Origin of the sequence: Buchnera aphidicola str. Bp (Baizongia pistaciae), from assembly GCF_000007725.1 — a bacterium.
Classification (GTDB): Bacteria; Pseudomonadota; Gammaproteobacteria; order Enterobacterales; family Enterobacteriaceae; genus Buchnera_B; species Buchnera_B aphidicola_H.
Window position 1 is genome coordinate 78,350 of sequence record NC_004545.1, and the last position, 21,777, is coordinate 100,126.

Consider the following 21,777-nt stretch of genomic DNA (forward strand, 5'->3'; position numbering starts at 1 on the left):
ATTATGTCTAAAAATTTTTTAAATAAAGCTTGGGAAAAATGGAATCCTGGAGAAATAGATACAACTACAAATATTACACATAATAATTTTAAAAAGTCAGATCAGGTAAGTAATTTTTCAAATACTTTTACTGCAGAACAAAATAATGATAATTTAAATAATATAAAAAAAAATGGTTATGAGGATGGTTTTAAAAGAGGTAAAAAGGAGGGTTTTGAAGCTGGATTCAAAAAGTCGTTTGCAGAGTTTGAGAAAAAAAATCGTGAAATTTTAAATAAAATGGAAGATTTTTTATCTAATTTTAGACAATCATTATCATTATTTGATGAAAAGGTTTCTTCTAAAATAATAAACACAGTTTTAAAAATTTCTAAGAAAGTTTTAGAGACTACTACATTAGCTAATGATGATTCTAGTTTTTTAAAAAAAATAGAAACAATATTTCAAGATCGGATGTTTTCTTTAGAAAATCCAAAACTATTTATTAGCCCGAATAATCAATTATTAGTTAAAAAGTATTTTGGTAAGATATTTAGTCAATATGGTTGGACAATTTGTTATAATCACTATATTCCTTCAGGAGAGTTTATAATTTCGTCAGGAGATACTATTTTAGATTCGACTTCTTCTACACGTTGGAACAAATTATGTAAACTAGTATATTTTCAGGAAAAACAATGAATTTACGTATAAAAAAGTGGTTGGAAAAATTAGATCAATTTGAGAAAATATTAGTGCATATGCCCAGTATAATGTATTGTGGTAAATTAATTGGAATTAATGGTTTGGTATTAGAAGTAAGCGGATTGAAATTACCAATTGGTACAATATGCATTGTTGAAAAAAATAATAGTATTTTAGATTCTGATATGATAGAAGCTGAAGTGATTGGTTTTAGACGAAATTTGTTGTTATTACTTCTTTTATCAAATGTTAGCGATTTAACTGCTGATTCTAAAGTTACGCCAAAAATTTTAAATGGTAGCTATTATAATATTAATAAACTACCAGTGTGTGATAAATTATTAGGAAGGATCGTAGATGGTTTAGGAAAACCATTAGATAATTTTTCCAAAATTGATAGTAAATATAATGTTTCATTAACTAATGTATCAATTAATCCTCTTCATCGTGAGCCCGTAACTCATGTTTTAGATACTGGTATACGATCTATAAATGGATTATTAACGATTGGAAGAGGACAAAAAATAGGTTTGTTTGCTAGTTCTGGATTAGGAAAAAGTGTTTTGCTAGGTATGATGACACGGTACACTCAGGCAGATATAGTTATATTAAGTTTAATAGGTGAGCGTGGAAGAGAAGTAAAAGAGTTTATAGATTCTGTGTTAACTGAAACTGTTTTATCTCGTTCAATAGTTATTTCTGCACCTTCAGAATCATCAGTGTTGATGCAAACTAGAGGTGCTATTTATGCTATGCGAATAGCTGAATATTTTAGAGATAAAAATTTTCATGTTTTGTTAATTATGGATTCATTAACTCGTTATGCGATGGCACATCGGGAAATATCTTTATCAATAGGTGAGTTACCTGTTAGTAAGGGGTACCCGCCTTCTGTTTTTTCAAAATTGTTTTCATTGATAGAGCGTGCGGGAAATGGAAAAATAAATAGTGGATCGATTACTGCTTTTTTTACAGTTTTAACTGAAGAAGAGGAAAGATATGATCCCATTTCTGAATCTGCAAGATCAATTTTAGATGGGCATATTATACTTTCTCGTGAGTATGCGGAATCAGGTCATTATCCTGCTATTAATATAGAAAATTCAATTAGTCGCGTTATGCCGAATATTGTAGATAGTTCTCATTATTCTTTTGCTTGTCATTTTAAAAAAATTGTATCGTTATATCAGCGCAATAGAGACTTAATTAATGTTGGTGCATATATTTCAGGAACTGACCCGGATTTGGATATGGCTATTACTTTAATACCTAAATTAAACAAGTTTTTACAACAAGGAATGTTAGAGAAAAGTAACTTTTTAGATTCTAAAAAAAGTTTATATAGTTTATTTAATTAATATAGTGGTTTATTTTATGTATAAGAAAAAACGATGTTTTACCTTATTAAAGTATTTAGACGTTAAAAGTAATTATCATATAGTTCTTAACTTAAAAAAGATATTATCTGGTATAATTCAAGTTAAAGCTCAACTTGATATATTAATGTCTTATCAGTGTGAATATTTAAAATGTTTAGATCAAGAACTTAAGTTTTATATTTCAGGTACCCGACTAGCTCATTATTATAATTTTATTGCTTTTTTAATAGATGGTGTCAATAAACAAAACGATACTATGTGTAAGCTTTATAAACAGTATAATGAGTATATATATTTATGGAAAAAAAAACAAAAAAAAATTAAAATGTGGAATAATATTAATTCTAGATTGTTATTAAATAGATTTAAACTTAGTCAGTTAGATGACCAAGATTTATTAGATTCATGTTGTACGTATAAATATCTATTAAAAAATGATAGAGAAGATACGGATTATGTTTAAAATTGAATATAACGTTTCAAGAAATAGTACTTCTGTACGTCGTGGTCAATTTTATTTAAATGCATTTCAGCTTAAAAAAGAATGCAATAATTATGTAGTTTCTAAGAATAAGAATACTTTTTTTCGTGATATGATTTTAAAAATGCAGCAAACTATAAAATTTAAAGATAACATGAAAAGTATTAATGATGATTATATTTATTTAAAAAATAATTATTGCCATAGTTATGGCATAAAAAATAAGAATTTTTGTTCTTTTGATTATTTTATTTTTAGTAAATTATTTATTATTAAAAAAACTAGTTCTTTTTCGAATTTATTTGTGTTACCTAAAATTTCTGAATTTTTTGTGCAAAAAAAATGTTTATTCATAGGTTTAAATAAATCTAAATATACTAATTTTTCATTAGGTCATAATATTTCTTCATGGTTTTATGATGACAAATTATGTTGTTTGTTTTCTATTTTAAATTTTTTAGCTGATACTTCATTGAATTCAATTTTTAGTCTAAATAGAAAACGTTATTATAGTATAATATATTCTTTAGATAGAGATAAAATTTTTAAGTTTGGTAAAATATATAAATTGTTTGATATATTTAAAAAAAAATTCATATTGTCATGTGATTATAAATTTTGGAAAAAATTTGTTTTTAAAAAAATGTTAGTATTTTTAAATAATAAAACTAAATGTATAACATTTATTTTAAATTCAAAACATTTAGGGTCTGTATTCATATATTTTAAGATAATTAATAATAAATCCATAATTTTAGATTTAGTAACTTGTCGTAATGAAATTAAAAAAATTTTTCAGTCTCATATTATTTATTTGAAAAATGTTTTAAAAGATTGCGGAATAGAAGTTAGTTCTATTAATGTGAGTAGTCGAGAAGAATTTTTAAATGCTGTACGAACAAATTATGATAGGAAGTTTGATAGTAAAATTCTTAATCATTATAATACTGTTATATCTAAAACAAAAAGTCATGCATTAAGATTTTATGAATTAGATAAAAACGATTATCAGTATAATTATAATAACATTAATATGTATGTTTAAAAAATAAAAAATTTATGGTTGTATTTATAATGTAGTTTATGTTGTTTTACTATAAATTTTAGTGTTTTTATTTTTAGTTTAAAAATATTTGTTATTTTAAAAAATATGAATAATTTAAATAATGTTGTTTTGGAGCGTATTTTATGCAAAGTGATGTTATTTCTAGAGTTAAAAAAATTTATATTAAAAATAAAATAGATATATCTTCAAAGATTTTTCCATATTATCAGACAACAGATTATTATTTGACTTATCATAATATGAAAGATCGTTTAGAAAATATGCATGAATGTTTTTTAAAACAATTTACTAAACATATTTCGGAATATTCAGATGTTGATTGTAAAATTTCTTTTTATAAATTTATAATTCAAAAATTTAAAAATATAAAAAAAAATATAAAGAATAATTCTATTTCAGATTGCTTTGAAATTAGTCCATATAAGAAATTAGGAATAATATTTGTTTCTGATAATATTTCAGATTATTTAATAGAATATTTATTTGGGGGATGTGAATTAAAAAATAGTTCAAATGGTTTATTTAAAAAGTTAACTTTATCTACGATTAACATTGTTAAAAAAATGTTTAAAATAATTTTAGAACAGTATTATTTTTTATGGAACAAAGTATCATTATGTAAAATGAAGCTTATTTTAAATCGTTTACAAAATTTAAATGAAATATCTAATGTTAATTTTATAAATAGTAAAGATACGTTTGTAACTTTTTTGTTTCGTTTAAGAATAGCAAATAAGTTTGGAATGTTAGGAATATGTTTACCAACTTCATTGTCTTTTCAATGTAATAATGAAGCTGATGTAAATAGTGTTCATAATGTTAGTCATATTAGTTATGATAATGTTGTTAATACTGAAATAAGAAAACGATTATTTCAAGTGATTGTTTATAATTGTAAAATAGTGTTAAAAATTGTATTAATAGAAAATTATATTACTCTTTCAAAAATTATAGCATTTAAAGTGGGTGATATATTACCTATTCATATGTTAGATAATGTTGTTGCATATTCTGAAAATGTACCAATTTTGATTGGAAAATATAAAATGTTTAAAAATAAATATGTATTTTGTGTTGTAGATTATTATAATTCAACTTTAAATTATAAAAATGGATAATATATTAGTGAATAATAAAAATAAAAACTTATTAGATTTAAATAAAGAAGATATAAAAAAATCTTGTGAAATCGAAGATAAAATTTTTCATAGCAAAACAGTTAATGATGTTGATTTGAATCTAAATTCTAAGAATGATATTTCATCTAAAATGAAATTTATAATGGATGTTCCAGTTCATCTTACAATTGAAGTAGGAACAGTTAAAATAACTATAAAAGACTTATTAGAACTGCGTTCTAAATCAATATTAGTATTAGATAAGCATGCGGGAGATCCTTTAAACATATTGGTTAATGGTTATGTTATTGCTACAGGAGAGCTAGTAGTTACGGAAAATAAATATGGTATTAGAATTATCAATATTATTGATAATTCTGTATTTAAAAAGCTTTAATTAAATAATTTATTATCAGGATAAAAATATTTTATTTTATAAAATTATAATCTTTTAATTTATGTTGATCGATATTATGTTTGAAAAAATAGGAATATCATTATTTGAGTTAGTGACATCAATTATATTTATTAGTTGGATAGTGAAAAAGTTTATTTTAGATAAGAATGTTATAATTCAATCGTATATGAAAGTAGAGTCTAAAATTTCTTTAGGATATAATGAAAAAATTATTATTGTTGATATTAAAGATGTTAGATTAGTTTTAGGTGTTACTTCAAAAAGAATTGTGCATTTATATACATTACCTCCAATTGTTTATAAAAAAAGTCAAGATTCTCTAATTAAATCTTCTAATGTTGGCTATAAGCGAAATAATTACATTAGAACTATGTGGAATAAAACAATGGTATATCAAATTGCTTCATTATGCGTATTTTTATTATTTTGTCCTTCTTATGCATATGCAGGTATTCCAGATGTGATTAGTCATACATCATCAGATGGTGGGCAAATTTGGTCCATTCCAATTCAAACGTTAGTTTTTATTACATCATTAACGTTTATCCCAACTGTTTTATTAATGATGACTAGTTTTTCTCGCATAGTTATTGTGTTTAGTTTGTTACGTAGTGCCTTAGGAACGCCATATTCTCCTCCTAATCAAATTTTAGTGGGTTTGTCTTTAATACTAACTTTTTTTATTATGGCGCCTATTTTTGATAAAATTTATCAAGATTCTTATTTACCCTTTAGCGAAGATAAAATTTCTATAGATACAGCAATTGTGAGGGGGGCTAAACCTCTTCATAAGTTTATGGTTAATCAAACTCGTCAAGTAGATTTAGAGTTTTTTTCAAAATTAGCTAATATTTCTACTTTTTCTCGGAAGGAAGAGATTCCAATGAGAGTTTTATTGCCGTCATTTATTACTAGTGAATTAAAGACAGCTTTTCAGATTGGTTTTACTATATTTATACCATTTTTAATCATAGATTTGGTAGTTTCTAGTGTACTTATGTCATTGGGAATGATGATGGTTCCTCCTTCTACTATATCGTTGCCTTTTAAATTAATGTTATTTGTGTTGGTTGATGGTTGGCAATTGTTGATTACGTCTTTAACTCATAGTTTTTATCATTAATTTTTATGATTTAGTTAAAGTAAAATAATTTTGATTATCTAATAATTACATTTTATTGTTATTTAAAAGAGAATTCTAATTCCATGACTATTGAATCTGTAATGAGTTTATTTTATGATGCTATGAAAGTAACGTTAATGATTTCTTTACCCTTATTATTGTCAGCGTTATGTTGTGGTTTAATTGTAAGTATTTTTCAAGCTGCCACTCAAATAAACGAACAGACGTTATCTTTTATTCCTAAAATAGCTGCAGTATTAGTATCTATTGTTATTTTTGGTCCATGGATGTTAGTTATATTATCAGATTATACACATACTTTATTTTATAATTTGTCTTATATTACTTATTCATAATGTTCCAGTTTAATTTTAATGATTTTATATTATTTATTTATAATTTATTTTTTCCAGCTGTACGTATTCTTGCGTTATTTTCTACGGCACCGTTATTTAATAGTAAATTTATTGAAAAAAAAATTAAACTGATAATGGCTTTTGTTATTAGTTGGATTTTTTCTTCTTTTTTACCAAAGGTAAATATAGCTATATTTTCTGTTGACGGAATTTTAATTATTATCGAACAAATGTTAATTGGTATATTATTAGGATTAACCATGCAATTGATATTTTCTTCTATTTTTATGTCTGGAGAAATAATTAGTTTACAAATGGGTTTATCATTTTCTTCATTGTTTGATTTTAATAGCCGTTCTAATTTGTCTGCTTTGTCACATTTTGTTCATATTTTTTTATTATTATTATTTTTAGAATGGAATGGTCATATTTGGATGTTGTCTGCTTTATTTGACACTTTTATTACTATACCTATTCAAAAAATATATTTAGATCCTAATATTTTTTTAAAGGTAGTAAATTTTTCTAAATATATTTTTTTTGACAGTATAATGTTATTATTCCCAATTATTATTGTTCAATTATTATTGAATTTATCTATTGGAATTTTGAATCGTGTAGCTCCTCAAATTTCTATTTTATCTTTAGGATTTACTGTTACTTTATTAGTTGGAATAATTTTGTTATATTTTTTTATTCCAATTTTTCCTTCATCTTGTATTGTAATTTTTCGTCGTTTACAGAGTTTTGTATTAACTTTGTTTAATAGTTAAATATAAATTAAATTATGTAAATGTGGTTTTTAGGGAATTTGTGAATAAATTAGTTTTATTTATAGGTAAGAAAATATAAATTGTATTTGAAGTATTGGAAATGTTTTATATTAAGAAATAATATTAAAAATTTTTAAATTTTTTCTTGTAATATTATATTAAAAATTTAATGTATAATGTTAATAATCAACTCGATAAAATTTAGATTTATTAGGATGTTAAAAAGAATTGTTTTTATGTGTAGTTTAAGTAGAAGACAATATAGTTTTTTAACATTTATATTTTTAAATAGTAAGGAATTTAAAATTCCTTACTAAATAAATTAATTTAAAATTTGTTTAGTAAAAATTTTTAATGTATAAACATGTATTTTAATTTTAAAAATTTTTAATTTATTTTATTTTTGCTTCTTTATATAAAACATGTTTTCTAATTTTAGGATCGTACTTTTTTAATTCTATTTTTTTGGATGGTGCTTTTTTATTTTTTGTAGTAGTGTAGTAATGTTTACTTCCTGAAGAAGATATTAATTTTATTTTTTCTCTAGAGCTTTTAGCCATACTTGTTTATTTATATACCTTTGGATTGTAATTATTTAATTTCATTTGTGTAATTTTTTTATTTTAAGCGAATTTAACCCTAATTTGTCTATATTTCTCATTCCTTTAGCAGATACTCTTAGTATTATAAATCTTTTTGTTTTAGGGTTCCAAAATTTATGAAAATGTAAATTTGGAAAAAATCGTCTTTTTGTTGCATTCATGGCATGTGAGCGATTGTTTCCGGTAATAGGTTTTTTCCCAGTTATTTGACATATTTTTGACATTTTTTTCCTAAAATAATTTATGTACATTATAAATTTTTAATGATATTCATTAAATATGACTTATAAGAAATGTATTAGTTTCGTATATTTATATACTATTTTGAAAGTTGTAACAATCTTTTTAAAATAAAATTTTTGAGTACGATTCAGTATTTAATGATATTACTTTTTTAAAAGTATGGATAAACTTTATGTATTAGTTGGATTTATTTTAATGAATATTTTAAAAAAGGTTTTTTTATCCACAATTTTTGTTAGTATCATATTTTGTTTGGGGATTTTATTTTTAGTTAAAAGTAATTTGGGATTACGCACAATATTTTTTTTATCGCATTATTTAGTACCAGAATTAGAAGTTGATCAATTAATTGGAACATTAAATAATTTTAAATTAATCAACGTAAAATATAAAAGTAAAAATATTTTACTTACAATTAAAGTACTTCAGTTAAATTTTATTGTGCATATTTTTAAAAAATTTTATATTGATGTTAATTTAGTTACGTGTAAAAACGTTAATTTTTTTATAAAAAATATAAATGATGTCAATTTTAAAACAAATGGTGTTTTCCCTTTAAATTTGAAATCGAAATTTTTTTCGTATTTTTTTATTTTTTTTAAAGATATTCGTTTTTACAATTTTACTGCAAATGTTGATGGTGTTGAATTATTCACAAATTTTTTTTCTAGTAAAGGATATTGGAATAAACAATTTTTAGAATTAGAATTTTTTAAAACAGATGTTGTTAGTATAAACAATTTCTATTGTTTTGACAGTACTAATAATTACTGTCGATTTAATAGTAGAAATTTTTTAGTTTGTTGTAGGCAGTATTTAAAAATGTTATTTAATTATTTTAAAAAAGGTAATTTTGATACTTTTGTTAACATAGATATTGCAAATTTTTCATGCAATAAAATTTATTTAGAAGATAATAAAAATATTTCTATATCGAAATTTTTTATAAATTTTAGAATATTTAAAAATAGTGTCAATATAAAAAGATTATTTTTTGTTTTTAGGAGAATGTTTAAAGTACGTATTAACGGGTTTATAAATATCAATCAAAATTATATTAATTTAACGATTAATTGTGTTAATAAGAATGAGATATATGGTAGTAGTTCTAATATAAAAATAATAATTCATGGATTGTGGTTATCAATTTTAAAGATAAATTTTTATATAGATAAAATTAATATTAATTTTTTAATAAAAAGAATTTTAATGCCCGAAAAGTTGATATTTAAGTGCAAATTACGATTATCAAACTTAAATTCTTACATTCATAGAAAAAATTTTTCGTATTTAAATAATTTTAAGTTAGAGATATTTACTAATTCTTCAGAATATTTTTTTCAAAGTTATAGTGTGTTAAATATAAAGGATGTTTTTCCTATAAAGTTTTGTTTGTTAGGGATAGGAAATTATAAAAATATATTTTTAAAATTGATAAAGTTTAGGATATTTCAAAAAAAAATTTTATGTAATTATGAATGGAAATACTGCAGTAATAGAGATTTAGTTCAAAAATTTTTATTAAACAAATTTTTTGATAACTTAAAAAAAACAAAATTATTAATAAATATTAAAAAGATTATTTTAAATAATGATTTTAATGAAAAGATTTTATTATTAAGTTCAAATTTTCTAAATATTCGTGATAAATATATTTTTACAGATGTGCATATAATTTCTGGAAAGAATAGTTTTTCCATGCGAAGTGATTTTAATAGTTTTTTAAATTTAAATGTATTTTTTAGTATAAAGGACTTAAAATTTTTTTTTCCAAATTTTGATGGGAAATTTGATATTGATGTAAAAATTTTTAGATCTATAAATTATTATCATGCTATATGTAAGTTCATAGGAAATAAGCTAGATTTTAACATATTTAAAATTGTTAATATTAAATTTTTAATTGATATAAATAGTAAAGATTTTTTAAATACTATTTTTTTGTCAGTAACAAAATTATTTTTTGGGAATTTATATGTTAACCATGTATTTTTTAAAATAAAAAATGAACATGATAAGCGTTATTTAGCAACGATATGTTTATCAAGTTATAATAATTTTATGCGTTTAATTTTAGATAAATATTTTAATATTAATGTTTTTATTCAAACAAATGTTTTAAGAAAAATTAATTATTTTAAATTTTATTTAGACTCTAATGTTAATAAAACAGTTTTTGCACTTATTTCTTATCTTTTTTCTAATTATTATAAAAAAATTAATATAAATTATGTCTCTTTTTTTAAACATTCTATTAAATCTAAATTTGTAAAGTTTTTAAATAAATTTATTTATGTTAAGCAAATTTTTTAATCAATTATTTGAGTTTTGTAACACAAAAAATATTCTAAGTATTGATTCTATTTTATTAATTAACGCTAAATTTAGTATAAATCTAAATAATATCATGAAATATGAATTTTCTTTTCTTATTGATGTTATTAATTATGACGCATTAAGCGAAAAGTTTCGTTCAAGGTTGCAAATTAAAAATATTGGTAATAAATCTAAAGTATTATCAGGAGTTATAAATTTTGATAATTATAAATTAGATTTTTTTAACAGTACAACATTTTTTTAAAGCGTGTGCATCTTCTATATACATCTGTAAAGAATGATTTAAAATTTGGGAATAATAAATATTTTTGTATCGTAATAGATAATCTTCAATGGAAAAATTTTTTTATTAAAAATATTGTTTTTTTAGATGTGTTAAATTTACACAATATTATTATAAAAATTGATAAATATAATGTTGAATTTAGATGTTTATTAGAAATAAAAAATCGTGTATCTATGTTTTTAAAATTGAATTATTTTTATAATATTTCTGAAATGAATTGCGATAGACTATATGTTTTAATTAGTAATTTTAAGATAAAAATGTTTGTATTGTATTATAATAATTTGTTTAAGATATTAAAAACATGGAATTTTTTCTTCATATGAACAAGAAAAGTATGTTCGTTGTTCTAAATTTAACATGGATAAATTTATTCCTTTAGATATGAAAATTTTTGTTAATGTGAATCGTAATTTTTATATTAAATGTTTAGGTATTGAAATAGGTATGTATGATTTTTTTAAAAATTTAAATTTCTTTTTAAAAAATTTTGTTTTTTTAATTAATGAATAAGAATTATTTTTTTTAATTTTTTTGCATAAAAAGTATTATTAAGAAATTGTTAATCGGGCTAATTTTATTGTATATTATTAAAATTTTTATATCAAAATTTATTATTTAAATTTTAAATTTAGTTTTAAACAATTAAATTTTGCTCTCCGTGTCAGGAGAGCTCTTTTGTTTATTTGTGAAATTTTTCGCACGCAGAAAGTATTATTTTTTCTGCATTTTTTTTATTTTCCCATCCTATTATTTTTACCCATTTATTATTTTCTAAATTTTTATAGTGTTTAAAAAAATGGATTATTTGTTGTTTTAGTGTTGGTGATAAGTGACAAATGTCATTTATGGAAGAATATTCTAGACATACTTTAGGGTGAGGGATTGCAATAATTTTGTAATCTTCTCCAGATTCATCAAACATATTTAGCACACCTATAGGTTTACATCTTATAATTGATCCTGGTAGTATAGGATATGGTGTGTGTACTAGGACATCTAGTGGATCTCCATCATTAGATTTAGTTTTATTAATAAAGCCATAATTACAGGGATAAAACATAGGAACAGGTATAAATCTATCTACAAATAATAATCCTAGATCCTTGTTAACTTCATATTTTATTGGATTAGAGTGCGCAGAAATTTCGATAATCACATATATGTCTTCAGGAATATTTTTTCCAGATAAAACTGTATTTAAAGTCATTAAGGACCTCTTTTTTTTAACAAATTAATTTTAAATTTCGTATTGATATTTTTGAAAATGTATTTTAACTATATTATTAAAACAAGTAGTTTTAGAGATTTTAAGGAATTTAACATGATGAAATTAAGTGATATAACTACGCAAGAAAATGATTTAAAAAAAATTGTTGAGTATATTTTGAATTTAGCTGCGAATCATTCGGTTTTTTCTGAAGTTGTTATTGAGAAAAATTGTGGTGTTGACGTTTTAATACGAAAGAATTCAGTTAACTCGATTGAATTTAATAAAAATAATATTTTAACAATTACAGTTTATAAAAACAATAGAAAAGGTATGGTTTCTTCTACTGATTTAAGTTTTAAATCTATACATAATGTTTTTAGTTCTGTAATGGGGATTGTTTTTTATTCTTCTCCTGATGAATTTTCTGGTCTACCTGATAGAAAATTATTAGCTATAAATAAGGTAAAAGATTTAGATTTATATCATGATTGGGATTGGAATATTAATCATGCTATAGAAATAGCTAAATTATCTGAAAGAGAAGCTTTTAAAGAAGATAAACGTATTATCAATAGTGAAGGATCGTGCTTTAATAGTCTTGTGCGAACACGTGCATTTGGAAATAGTTTAGGTATGATTGAATGTTATAGTACTACTTTGTATTCTACATCGTGTTGTGTTATTGCTGGTGATAATGGTGATATGCAAAGAGATTTTTCTTTTTCAGTATCAAGAGATATGAATGATTTAAATTTACCTGAAAAAGTAGGTCAGGATAGTGCAAAAAAAGCATTGTCTAGATTAAATTCTAAAAAGTTATTAACTATGAAAACTTCTGCAATTTTTTCTTCAGAAATTGCTTTTGAATTTTTTATTAATTTTGCAAAAGCTATTAATGGTAATAATGTTTATCAAAAATCTACTTTTTTATTACATAGTTTAAATACACAAGTATTTCCAAATTGGTTGACTATTGAAGAGCGGCCTCATATAAAGAAAGGATTATCGTCTAAATGTTTTGATGCTGAAGGTGTTATGACGAAAACAAAAAAAATAGTTAATAAAGGTATATTAAAAACATGGTTATTAGACACTTATTCTGCTAGAAAAATTAATTTGGTTAGTACAGGTAATTCTGGAGGAATACATAATTGGTTAATTTTAGGTAATTCTAATGAAGGATTGCAAAGTTTATTAAAGTCAATGAATACTGGTTTATTAATAACTGAATTATTAGGACAAGGAGTGAGTATTACTACTGGGAATTATTCGCGTGGAGCAGTAGGATTTTGGGTAGATCAAGGAGTAATTAAATATCCAGTTAATGAAATTACTATATCTGGAAACTTAAAAAATATGTTTAAAGATATTGTATCTATAGGAAACGATATAGACAAACGTCATAGTATACAATCTGGATCAATATTATTGTCTCAGATTCAGGTTTCTGGAATATAGCATGTGTGTTGAAATATTTTTTTGAGTATTTTGGGTTTATTTGAGTTTTATATTAAATTTTTTTTATGTATTTTAAAAATAGTTTTAGTTATTATTTAAATATGTTATTAATTAATGAAGCTGACCTATAAGCCGGGTTCAGTATTTGACAGTCATTTATCTAGACTAATAATTACTCATTAGTTCAAGCAGCCTACCCGAGTATTAAAAATTGGGCGAATACTCTTATTTGGCCTTGCTCCAAGGTAGAAGTTTACCTAGTCAATACTTGTTACCAAGTATTCGGTGTGCTTTTACCACACCTTTTCACCCTTGCTAATTCTAATTTTTAGCGGTTTATTTTCTGTTGCACTAGTCGTGAACTTACGTTCCCCAGATGTTATCTGGTACCTTTGCCTCTTGGAGTCCGGACTTTCCTCTTCTATGTATTTTTCATAATAGCAGCGACTGCCCGGTCAGCTTCAATGTTTTAATATTAATGAATATCATTATTTTTTGATATTGTATTATTAATTGCGTAGTTATACAAATAATTTTTCGGTAATTTATATATTCCTGCAGTAATTTTTATTGCTTTGTTAAATGATAAATGTGTTTTTAATATTTTTAAAGTTTTTAATACTGCATCTGAAATTAAATTGGTATTTTTGTTGTTATAACCTGAGATTATAATTACAATTTCCCCTTTTTTATAAGTATAATTTTGTTTTAGCCATATGAGTATATTATATGATGTGTTTTTTTGAATTATTTCCCATTTTTTAGTTAGTTCTTTGGCAAATGTTATAATTCGTTTTGGTCCTAGTATATTTATTATATCTGTTATGCTTTCAATAATTCTATGTGTAACTTCAAAAAATATTATGGTTCTTTGTTCTTCTTTTATTTGGTTTAGAATTTTACATCGCGAGTTTTGTTTAGATGGTAAGAAACCTTCATAACAAAATCTGTTAGCAGGTAAACCGGAAGCAATTAATGCTGTAATTGCCGCACAAGGACCTGGTATAGGAACAATTTTTATTATATGGTTATAACATTCGTTTATTAAATAGAATCCAGGATCATTGATTAATGGTGTTCCTGAATTTGAAATTAACGCAATGTTTTTTTTATTTTTCAATTGAATAATTAAAGTTTTACTTTTTATTTTTTCGTTATCTTTGTTTAGAGATGTTGTTCTTGTAAGAATATTGTAATGTTTCAGCAATATTTGTGAATGAAATATGTTTTCAGCAGCTATCAAATCTACATGCTGTAATATATTTATAGCGCGATATGATATGTCATTTAGATTTCCAATTGGCGTAGGTACAATGTACAATATTCCAGTTTGTTTAATGTTTTTAGCATTCATAGTGTTTTATAATATCCTAATAGTGTTGTTTAGTATGATTTTTGTAGTAACTATTATAAATAAATATTTAATTATTAATTTTAAACTTTTTACTAAATTTTTTATATAAAGAAGAATGTTAAAATATAATTCAAAATGTAATATAATATTGTAAATTGCGAGTAATTATATTAGATGGGAAAATTATTATACGTTAGAAAGTATTTAAAACATAAACAAATGCTATGAAATAACACTACTTTATGATAGGAGAATGTTATTACCGTTTTAATTAGGATTATTGGTGATGAAAAGAGTCGTAATTACTGGATTAGGTATAATTTCTAGTATTGGGAATAATAAGATAGAAGTATTAACTTCATTGTTAGAAACTAAATCGGGTATTTCTTTTTCTAAAGAAATGGAAAGATCAGGTATGCGTAGTCATGTATGGGGAAATATAAAATTAGATAATTATCAAGAAAATATTGATCGGAAGATATTTAGATTTATGAATGATGCTTCAATTTATTCATATTTATCTATGAAACAAGCTATTGAAGATGCAAAACTAACTTCTAAGATGTATCAAAATAATCCTAGAGTAGGTGTGATTATTGGTTCAAGTAGTGGTTCTCCTAGATGTCAAATCAATGGAGTTAGTATTATTAAAAAAACAAAAAGGTTAAAATCTGTTAGTCCATATACTGTTATTAAATCTATGACGTCTAGTATATCTGCGTGTTTATCTACTTTGTTTAAAATTCAAGGAGTGAATTATTCTATCAGTTCAGCTTGTGCGACTTCAGCACATTGTATAGGTAATGCTATGGAATTAATTCAATTAGGTAAACAAGATTTAATATTTGCAGGAGGTGGAGAAGAATTAAGCTGGGAGTTAGCGTGTGCTTTTGATTCTATGGGTGCATTATCTACCATGTATAATTCTCAACCTATTCTATCTTCAAGGGTGTTTGATTATTATAGAGATGGTTTTGTAATTTCGGGAGGGGCAGGAATATTAGTGGTTGAAGAATTAAATTATGCATTGTCGAGATCAGCTCATATTTATGCGGAAATTGTTGGATATGGTACATCTTCGGATGGTTATAATGTGGTTGTACCGTCTGGAAATGGAGCTATGCGTTGTATGAATATTGCTATGAGTAACATACAAGAACCGATTGATTATTTAAATGTTCATAGTACTTCCACTAAAATAGGTGATTTAATAGAATTAAATGCTATTCAACAGGTTTTTCGTAAAACAAGTATTCCTATTTTGTCGTCTACTAAATCTATAACTGGTCATTCTTTGGGTGCATCAGGAGTTCAAGAGATGATTTATAGTTTGTTAATGTTAAAGTATAACTTCATAGTTCCGAGTATTAATATATTTAAATTAGATCCTAAAGCTAAAAACTGTAATATATTAACTACTATGATGAGGAAAGAATTGTCTATAATTATGTCAAATAGTTTTGGTTTTGGTGGAACAAATGTTTCTTTAATTATTAAAAAGTTTGTGTAATAAAATTAAGTTATTTAATATTTAATATTTCGAGAATAAAAAATTTAATTATTACTTTTTTAAGACAAATATTATCTTAAAAATGTTTAATTTTACAGTAGTAGTTTTAAATTAATATTTGTTTTAGTAAATTTAGGATTAGTTTGATACAATAAGGTTAAGTTATTTTGAAATTAATCAAGTATAAAAAATGTGAGAATATGTTTACTTTTTATATGGTATTTTTGTAAAGAATTTATTATTAAAGTATTTTTAAGTATTACAATATGGAAAGATATTATAAATAATATTTAATATCACGAAAAGTAGAAATTTAATATTGCATATTAAGTTTTAGACAATAAATTTGAAAATGATAATTTATTTTAAAAAGTAGTTTTAAAAATTTTATAATATTAAAAGATATTTTAGTTTTAAAAGATATTTATAAATTATGATTTGTTAGTTTTATATCAAATTTTATATTTTAATTAATAAAATTAATAATAATTTGTATTAATTTTTTTGAGTAATTAGATTAATATTTTAATGTTTGGAATATTAATATAAAAAGTCAAACTTTGTATAACAATTTTATTGTTGTGATTACATTTAAATTTTTATAATTTTAAGGAACGAAAAGATTGAATCAATTAGAATGTTTAAAAAAATATACGGACATTGTTGTAGATAGTGGAGATTTAGTATCTATCAATAAATTTAAACTAGGAGATGTGACTACAAATCCTTCGCTTATTAGGCAAGTAATGAGTTTGCAAAAATATCAATATATCATATATGATTCGATACGTTATGCGAAAAAAAAAGGTGGAAGTCATAAATTTAAGCTTGAAAATGCTATTGATAAGGTATCTGTTATTTTAGGTTCAGAAATTTTAAAAAATATATCAGGAAAGATATCAACTGAAATTGATTCTCGGTTGTCTTTTAATACTAATTTATGTATTGAGAGAGCAAAGAAACTTATTTCGATGTATGAAGAACATGATATTCATCGTGATCGCGTATTAATTAAATTGGCTGCTACTTGGGAATCTGTTTCTGCTGCTAAGGAATTAAAAAAAGAAAATATTCAATCTAATTTAACGTTATTATTTTCGTTTGCACAAGCAAAAATTTGTGCAGAAGCTGGAGTATTTTTGATTTCTCCATTTGTAGGTCGGATTTATGATTGGTATAAATCTAAATCCTTAATAAAATCTGCTATGATCGATGATGATCCTGGTGTAAATGCGGTTCGAAAAATTTATCAGTATTATAAAGAATATGGATATCATACAATTATTATGGGTGCTAGTTTTAGAAATGTAGATCAAGTTTTAGCGCTATCTGGATGTGATCGGTTAACGATTTCTCCAAATTTATTGCACAAATTACAATTAAGTGATGATTTGGTAATTCGAAAATTAATACCTCCTAAACATAAGAAGTTACAACCTGTTTGTATGTCTAAAAGTGAGTTTTGTTGGTTTCATAATGAAGATGCTATGGCTGTAGAAAAGTTGTCTGAAGGTATACGTCAATTTGGAAAAGACCAACAAGAATTGGAAAATATAATTAATAATAATTTTTAAAATGTTTGTGCGCAATTTTTAATTAAATATAATATTATAAATTTTATATATTATAGTGATCGTAATTTTTTTGTTTGTGTTTTTTGGAGGATATAGTATGTGCTTGCGTAGGAAATTAGCAAATGCAATTAGAGCACTTAGTATAGATGCAGTACAAGAAGCGCAGTCTGGTCATCCAGGTATGCCTATGGGTATGGCTGATATTGCAGAAGTATTATGGAGAGAATTTTTTAAACATAATCCTAAAAATCCATTATGGAATAATAGAGATCGCTTTATTCTTTCAAATGGGCATGGATCCATGTTATTATATAGTATATTGCATCTTACTGGATACAAACTGTCTATTGATGATTTAAAAAAATTTAGACAATTAGGTTCTAATACACCTGGGCATCCTGAGATAGGAAGTACTCCTGGAGTTGAAATGACAACAGGACCATTAGGTCAAGGTTTAGGGGCTGCTGTAGGGATGGCTATTGCTGAACGCACATTAGCGTCAACTTTTAATAAACCTAATTATGACATTGTAGATCATTATACTTGGGTATTTGTAGGTGATGGATGTTTAATGGAAGGGATATCGCATGAAGTATGTTCTTTAGCTGGGACATTTGGATTAGGTAAGTTAATTGTATTTTATGACAGTAATGGAATATCAATTGATGGTAAAGTAGAAGAATGGTTTACTGATGATACGGAAAATCGTTTTAAAGCATATAATTGGCATGTTGTTTCTAATGTAGATGGTCATGATTATCGTTCTATTTCTAGCGCAATTAAAGATGCTATATTGGTAAAAAATAAACCATCTCTTATTATTTGCAAGACTATTATTGGATATGGGTCACCTAATAAGTCAGGATTAGAAACATCTCATGGAGCGCCCCTAGGAGAAAACGAAGTATTGTTAACTAAACAAAAATTAGGATGGACTTACCCTCCCTTTGTAATACCTCAAGACGTTTATGATCATTGGAATTTTAATCTTCAAGGAGTAATTTTAGAGAATGAATGGAATAAAAAATTTCAGGGCTATTATAATAAGTACCCCGATTTAGCTAATGAATATTTACGACGTATAAGTAAGAATGTTCCAGACAAATTTGTAGATAATTTTAATAAATTCATCAAAGAATTATATTTATGTCCTAAAAATATAGCTACTAGGGTTGCGTCACAAAATGTGTTAGAATTTTTAGGAAAATCGTTACCTGAGTTAATTGGTGGATCTGCTGATCTTGCTCCAAGCAATTTAACTATGTGGTCGAAGTCTAAATCTATAAAACAAGATATATCAGGTAATTATGTGCATTATGGTGTTCGCGAGTTTGGTATGACAGCAATTTCTAATGGGATAGCGCATTATGGAGGGTTTATTCCTTATGTTGCAACGTTTTTAGCGTTTATGGATTATGCGAGAAGCGCGGTTCGTATGTCTGCACTAATGAAAACTCAAAATATTTTTATATATAGTCATGATTCAATTGGATTAGGAGAAGATGGTCCTACTCATCAGCCTATAGAACAGCTTTCTGCATTACGTTTTATTCCTAACGTTAATGTATGGCGACCATGTGATCAACTTGAAACAGCTATTGCTTGGAAAAATGCTATAGAAAGAAAAGATGGACCTACAGCATTAATTTTATCACGTCAAATTTTATGTCAAATAGATCGCAGTCAGGAACAGATTAATGATATTTACCGTGGTGGATATATTGTTAATACAACAGTACGTAGTCCTAAGGTTATCATTGTTGCTACTGGATCAGAGGTTAAAATTGCATTAGATGTTTCCAATATTTTATTTAAAAAGGGTATTTTAGTTAGAGTAGTGTCTATGCCATCTACTAATGTATTCGATCAGCAAGATAATGATTATAAAGAATTCATTTTTCCTAGATGTCTTGTACATCGTGTAGCGATTGAAGCTGGAATATCTGATTTTTGGTATAAGTACGTTGGATTAACAGGTTGTATTATTGGAATAGATACGTTTGGAGAGTCAGGATCTTCTGATCAATTATTTAGTAAATTTGGGTTTAATTCTGATATAATTTCTGAAAAAATAATTTCTTATTTAAAATCGTCATAAAAATAATATATTTTCTATGAATAGGGGTTATTTTTCAGCCCCTTTAAAACTATAAGTTATACTTAACAATTGTTCGTTGAATAAAATTGTATTTTTAAAGTGTTTTGTTTTTTTATGTTATATTTTATTATTTTTATAGTTCATTTATTTTTTTAGGAATATAGTTATGTCGTCTTGTTCTGTTGTTAATTTAGCTAAGCAATTAATTTCTATTCCTTCAATCAGTCCTATGGATTTAGGGTGTCAAAAGTTAATTTCTGATCGATTAATTAATATTGGTTTTTCGGTAGAAAATATGAATGTTAATCAAACAAATAACATGTGGGCTTATAAAGGAAGTGGAACGACATTAGCGTTTTCTGGGCATACTGATGTGGTTCCAATAGGGAACAAAATTCTTTGGAATTCCCCGCCTTTTAGTCCTACTGTTGATAAAGGAGTATTGTTTGGTCGTGGTTCTGCTGACATGAAAGGTGCTTTAGCAGCCATGGTTATAGCTGTAGAAAGATTTGTAAAGAAGCAACCAGATCATCATGGTAGAATAGCTTTTTTAATTACTTCAGATGAAGAATCAATGGCTCATGATGGTACGATAAAAATAGTTTCTAATTTAATTAAACGAAAAGAGAATATTGATTATTGTATTATCGGTGAACCGTCTAGTGAACAAAAATTAGGTGATGTTATTAAAAATGGACGTCGTGGTTCTATTACAGCATATTTATGTATTTATGGTGTTCAAGGTCATATTGCTTATCCGAATTTTTCTGATAATCCAATACATAAGTCTATTTCGTTTTTTTGTACTTTGATTTCTAATTGTTGGGATAATGGTAATGTTTTTTTTTCTCCGACTAGTGTTCAGATTTATGATATTGAATCTAAATCTAGTAGTGATAATATGGTACCTAGTGAATTAACAGTTAAATTTAACTTTCGTTTTAGTAATGAAATTACAAGTAGTGATATTAAAAAAAAAGTAGAACTTTTATTAAAACATTTTAATTTGAAGTATTCAATAGAATGGCATGTGTCGGGTAATCCTTTTCTTACTAAAGTTGGTTTGTTATCTGATATTGTTGTCCGTTCAGTTGAAGAATTGTGCCATATTAGTCCGAATTTATCTACTTCTGGTGGTACTTCTGATGGTCGTTTTATTGCTGAATTAGGTTCTCAAATTATAGAATTAGGTTTAATTAATAAAACTATTCATAAAGCAAACGAATGTGTGGAGATTAAAGATTTAAGATTGTTATGTCATCTTTATGAATGTATTATTACAAAAATTTTTGAAAAATAGTAATTTTTAAATATTTTTGCTATTAATATATTTTTAGAATTTTTAAAATTAATAATTTTGTTTGATAAGATTAAGATAATTTTTTATATTTTTCTGAGATTACGTAATAACAGAGTATCTAAGATGTGATAGATGATACTCTGTTATAAAAATTTTAATGACATTACGTATTTTATATTTAAAATACAGTTAGATATTTTTTTATAGCATATTTAGTTGTGTAAATTTAATTGTATAAGAATGATATTATAAATTTTTTATTTACTGTTTTTTTTATGTATAGCATTGATGTTGTTATATGGTACTAAATTTAGTAAAGTTAATAATCGTTTATTTATGTTTGATAGCATTTTTATTAGTTTAGAAAAATTGATACTAATATTAATTTTTTATTAAAAAAAAAG

The 21,777-nt window shown here is 24.4% G+C and carries 20 protein-coding genes, 1 other RNA gene and 1 pseudogene; 17 read left to right on the forward strand and 5 right to left on the reverse strand.

Translation table 11 applies throughout. The features are described from left to right. The first annotated feature begins 3 nt into the window (after positions 1-3). From BBP_RS00355 to fliR, 10 genes and pseudogenes are all read left to right on the forward strand, one after another. Entirely contained in the window at positions 4-681 is a 678-nt protein-coding gene (locus BBP_RS00355) for a FliH/SctL family protein (RefSeq protein WP_011091207.1), read from the forward strand. Further along, the gene (locus BBP_RS00360; protein WP_011091208.1) at positions 678-2,042 is read left to right on the forward strand and encodes a FliI/YscN family ATPase; all 1,365 of its coding nucleotides are present in this window, start codon (positions 678-680) and stop codon (positions 2,040-2,042) included. The genes BBP_RS00355 and BBP_RS00360 overlap by 4 nt, the downstream gene beginning before the upstream one ends. Positions 2,043-2,058: 16 nt before the next feature. Next, positions 2,059-2,526 (forward strand): flagellar FliJ protein, encoded by a 468-nt coding sequence (locus tag BBP_RS00365; protein ID WP_011091209.1) that lies wholly within the window; start codon positions 2,059-2,061, stop codon positions 2,524-2,526. Further along, the gene (locus BBP_RS00370; RefSeq protein ID WP_011091210.1) at positions 2,519-3,589 is read left to right on the forward strand and encodes a flagellar hook-length control protein FliK; all 1,071 of its coding nucleotides are present in this window, start codon (positions 2,519-2,521) and stop codon (positions 3,587-3,589) included. Before BBP_RS00365 ends, BBP_RS00370 begins: the two co-directional genes overlap by 8 nt. Before the next feature lie 143 nt (positions 3,590-3,732). Then, a complete protein-coding gene (locus tag BBP_RS00375; RefSeq protein WP_011091211.1) occupies positions 3,733-4,728 on the forward strand; it encodes a FliM/FliN family flagellar motor switch protein in 996 nt (331 codons plus the stop codon). 7 nt (positions 4,729-4,735) lie between these two features. Next, a complete protein-coding gene (fliN, locus tag BBP_RS00380) occupies positions 4,736-5,125 on the forward strand; it encodes a flagellar motor switch protein FliN (RefSeq protein WP_044010593.1) in 390 nt (129 codons plus the stop codon). Positions 5,126-5,201: 76 nt separating this feature from the next. Then, positions 5,202-5,423: pseudogene (gene fliO / locus BBP_RS02915) on the forward strand (flagellar biosynthetic protein FliO); the annotation flags it as partial. Between the two features lie 108 nt (positions 5,424-5,531). Next, entirely contained in the window at positions 5,532-6,269 is a 738-nt protein-coding gene (gene fliP, locus BBP_RS00385) for a flagellar type III secretion system pore protein FliP (protein WP_044010595.1), read from the forward strand. 83 nt (positions 6,270-6,352) lie between these two features. Continuing rightward, a complete protein-coding gene (gene fliQ, locus BBP_RS00390; RefSeq protein ID WP_011091214.1) occupies positions 6,353-6,625 on the forward strand; it encodes a flagellar biosynthesis protein FliQ in 273 nt (90 codons plus the stop codon). Continuing rightward, a complete protein-coding gene (fliR, locus tag BBP_RS00395) occupies positions 6,625-7,398 on the forward strand; it encodes a flagellar biosynthetic protein FliR (RefSeq protein ID WP_011091215.1) in 774 nt (257 codons plus the stop codon). Before fliQ ends, fliR begins: the two co-directional genes overlap by 1 nt. A 392-nt stretch (positions 7,399-7,790) precedes the next feature. Here fliR and rpmG read toward each other — a convergent pair whose 3' ends face one another. Together rpmG and rpmB are read right to left on the reverse strand one after the other, a co-directional pair. Continuing rightward, entirely contained in the window at positions 7,791-7,958 is a 168-nt protein-coding gene (gene rpmG / locus BBP_RS00400) for a 50S ribosomal protein L33 (protein ID WP_011091216.1), read from the reverse strand. Between the two features lie 41 nt (positions 7,959-7,999). Further along, positions 8,000-8,224, reverse strand: a complete 225-nt coding sequence (rpmB, locus tag BBP_RS00405; RefSeq protein WP_011091217.1) for a 50S ribosomal protein L28 — start codon at positions 8,222-8,224, stop codon at positions 8,000-8,002. A 214-nt stretch (positions 8,225-8,438) separates the two neighbouring features. On the opposite strand from rpmB, the gene BBP_RS00410 reads away from it, so the two are divergent. Continuing rightward, positions 8,439-10,556, forward strand: a complete 2,118-nt coding sequence (locus BBP_RS00410; protein ID WP_148140857.1) for a hypothetical protein — start codon at positions 8,439-8,441, stop codon at positions 10,554-10,556. Then, positions 10,537-10,824 (forward strand): hypothetical protein, encoded by a 288-nt coding sequence (locus tag BBP_RS00415; RefSeq protein WP_044010458.1) that lies wholly within the window; start codon positions 10,537-10,539, stop codon positions 10,822-10,824. The genes BBP_RS00410 and BBP_RS00415 overlap by 20 nt, the downstream gene beginning before the upstream one ends. 724 nt (positions 10,825-11,548) lie before the next feature. Here BBP_RS00415 and ppa read toward each other — a convergent pair. Continuing rightward, positions 11,549-12,076 (reverse strand): inorganic diphosphatase, encoded by a 528-nt coding sequence (gene ppa / locus BBP_RS00425; RefSeq protein WP_011091219.1) that lies wholly within the window; start codon positions 12,074-12,076, stop codon positions 11,549-11,551. A gap of 114 nt (positions 12,077-12,190) precedes the next feature. On the opposite strand from ppa, the gene pmbA reads away from it, so the two are divergent. Further along, positions 12,191-13,537 (forward strand): metalloprotease PmbA, encoded by a 1,347-nt coding sequence (gene pmbA, locus BBP_RS00430; protein ID WP_011091220.1) that lies wholly within the window; start codon positions 12,191-12,193, stop codon positions 13,535-13,537. A gap of 112 nt (positions 13,538-13,649) precedes the next feature. On the opposite strand, the gene rnpB is transcribed toward pmbA, so the two are convergent. Both rnpB and rsmI read right to left on the reverse strand, forming a co-directional pair. Beyond that, positions 13,650-14,000, reverse strand: an RNA gene (rnpB, locus tag BBP_RS02825) — RNase P RNA component class A. A 12-nt stretch (positions 14,001-14,012) separates the two neighbouring features. Then, positions 14,013-14,891 (reverse strand): 16S rRNA (cytidine(1402)-2'-O)-methyltransferase, encoded by an 879-nt coding sequence (rsmI, locus tag BBP_RS00435; protein WP_011091221.1) that lies wholly within the window; start codon positions 14,889-14,891, stop codon positions 14,013-14,015. A 286-nt stretch (positions 14,892-15,177) separates the two neighbouring features. Between rsmI and BBP_RS00440 the strand changes: the two genes are divergently transcribed. The 4 genes from BBP_RS00440 to dapE all read left to right on the forward strand — a co-directional run bounded on the left by BBP_RS00440 (position 15,178) and on the right by dapE (position 21,373). Next, entirely contained in the window at positions 15,178-16,401 is a 1,224-nt protein-coding gene (locus tag BBP_RS00440) for a 3-oxoacyl-ACP synthase I (protein WP_011091222.1), read from the forward strand. 623 nt (positions 16,402-17,024) lie between these two features. Next, on the forward strand, positions 17,025-17,975 hold the full coding sequence (gene tal, locus BBP_RS00445; RefSeq protein ID WP_011091223.1) for a transaldolase: 951 nt from the start codon (positions 17,025-17,027) through the stop codon (positions 17,973-17,975). A gap of 97 nt (positions 17,976-18,072) precedes the next feature. Continuing rightward, the gene (gene tkt / locus BBP_RS00450) at positions 18,073-20,073 is read left to right on the forward strand and encodes a transketolase (protein WP_011091224.1); all 2,001 of its coding nucleotides are present in this window, start codon (positions 18,073-18,075) and stop codon (positions 20,071-20,073) included. A 166-nt stretch (positions 20,074-20,239) separates the two neighbouring features. Further along, complete coding sequence (gene dapE / locus BBP_RS00455; protein ID WP_011091225.1) at positions 20,240-21,373, forward strand: succinyl-diaminopimelate desuccinylase; 1,134 nt, start codon at positions 20,240-20,242, stop codon at positions 21,371-21,373. The last annotated feature ends 404 nt before the right edge of the window (positions 21,374-21,777 follow it).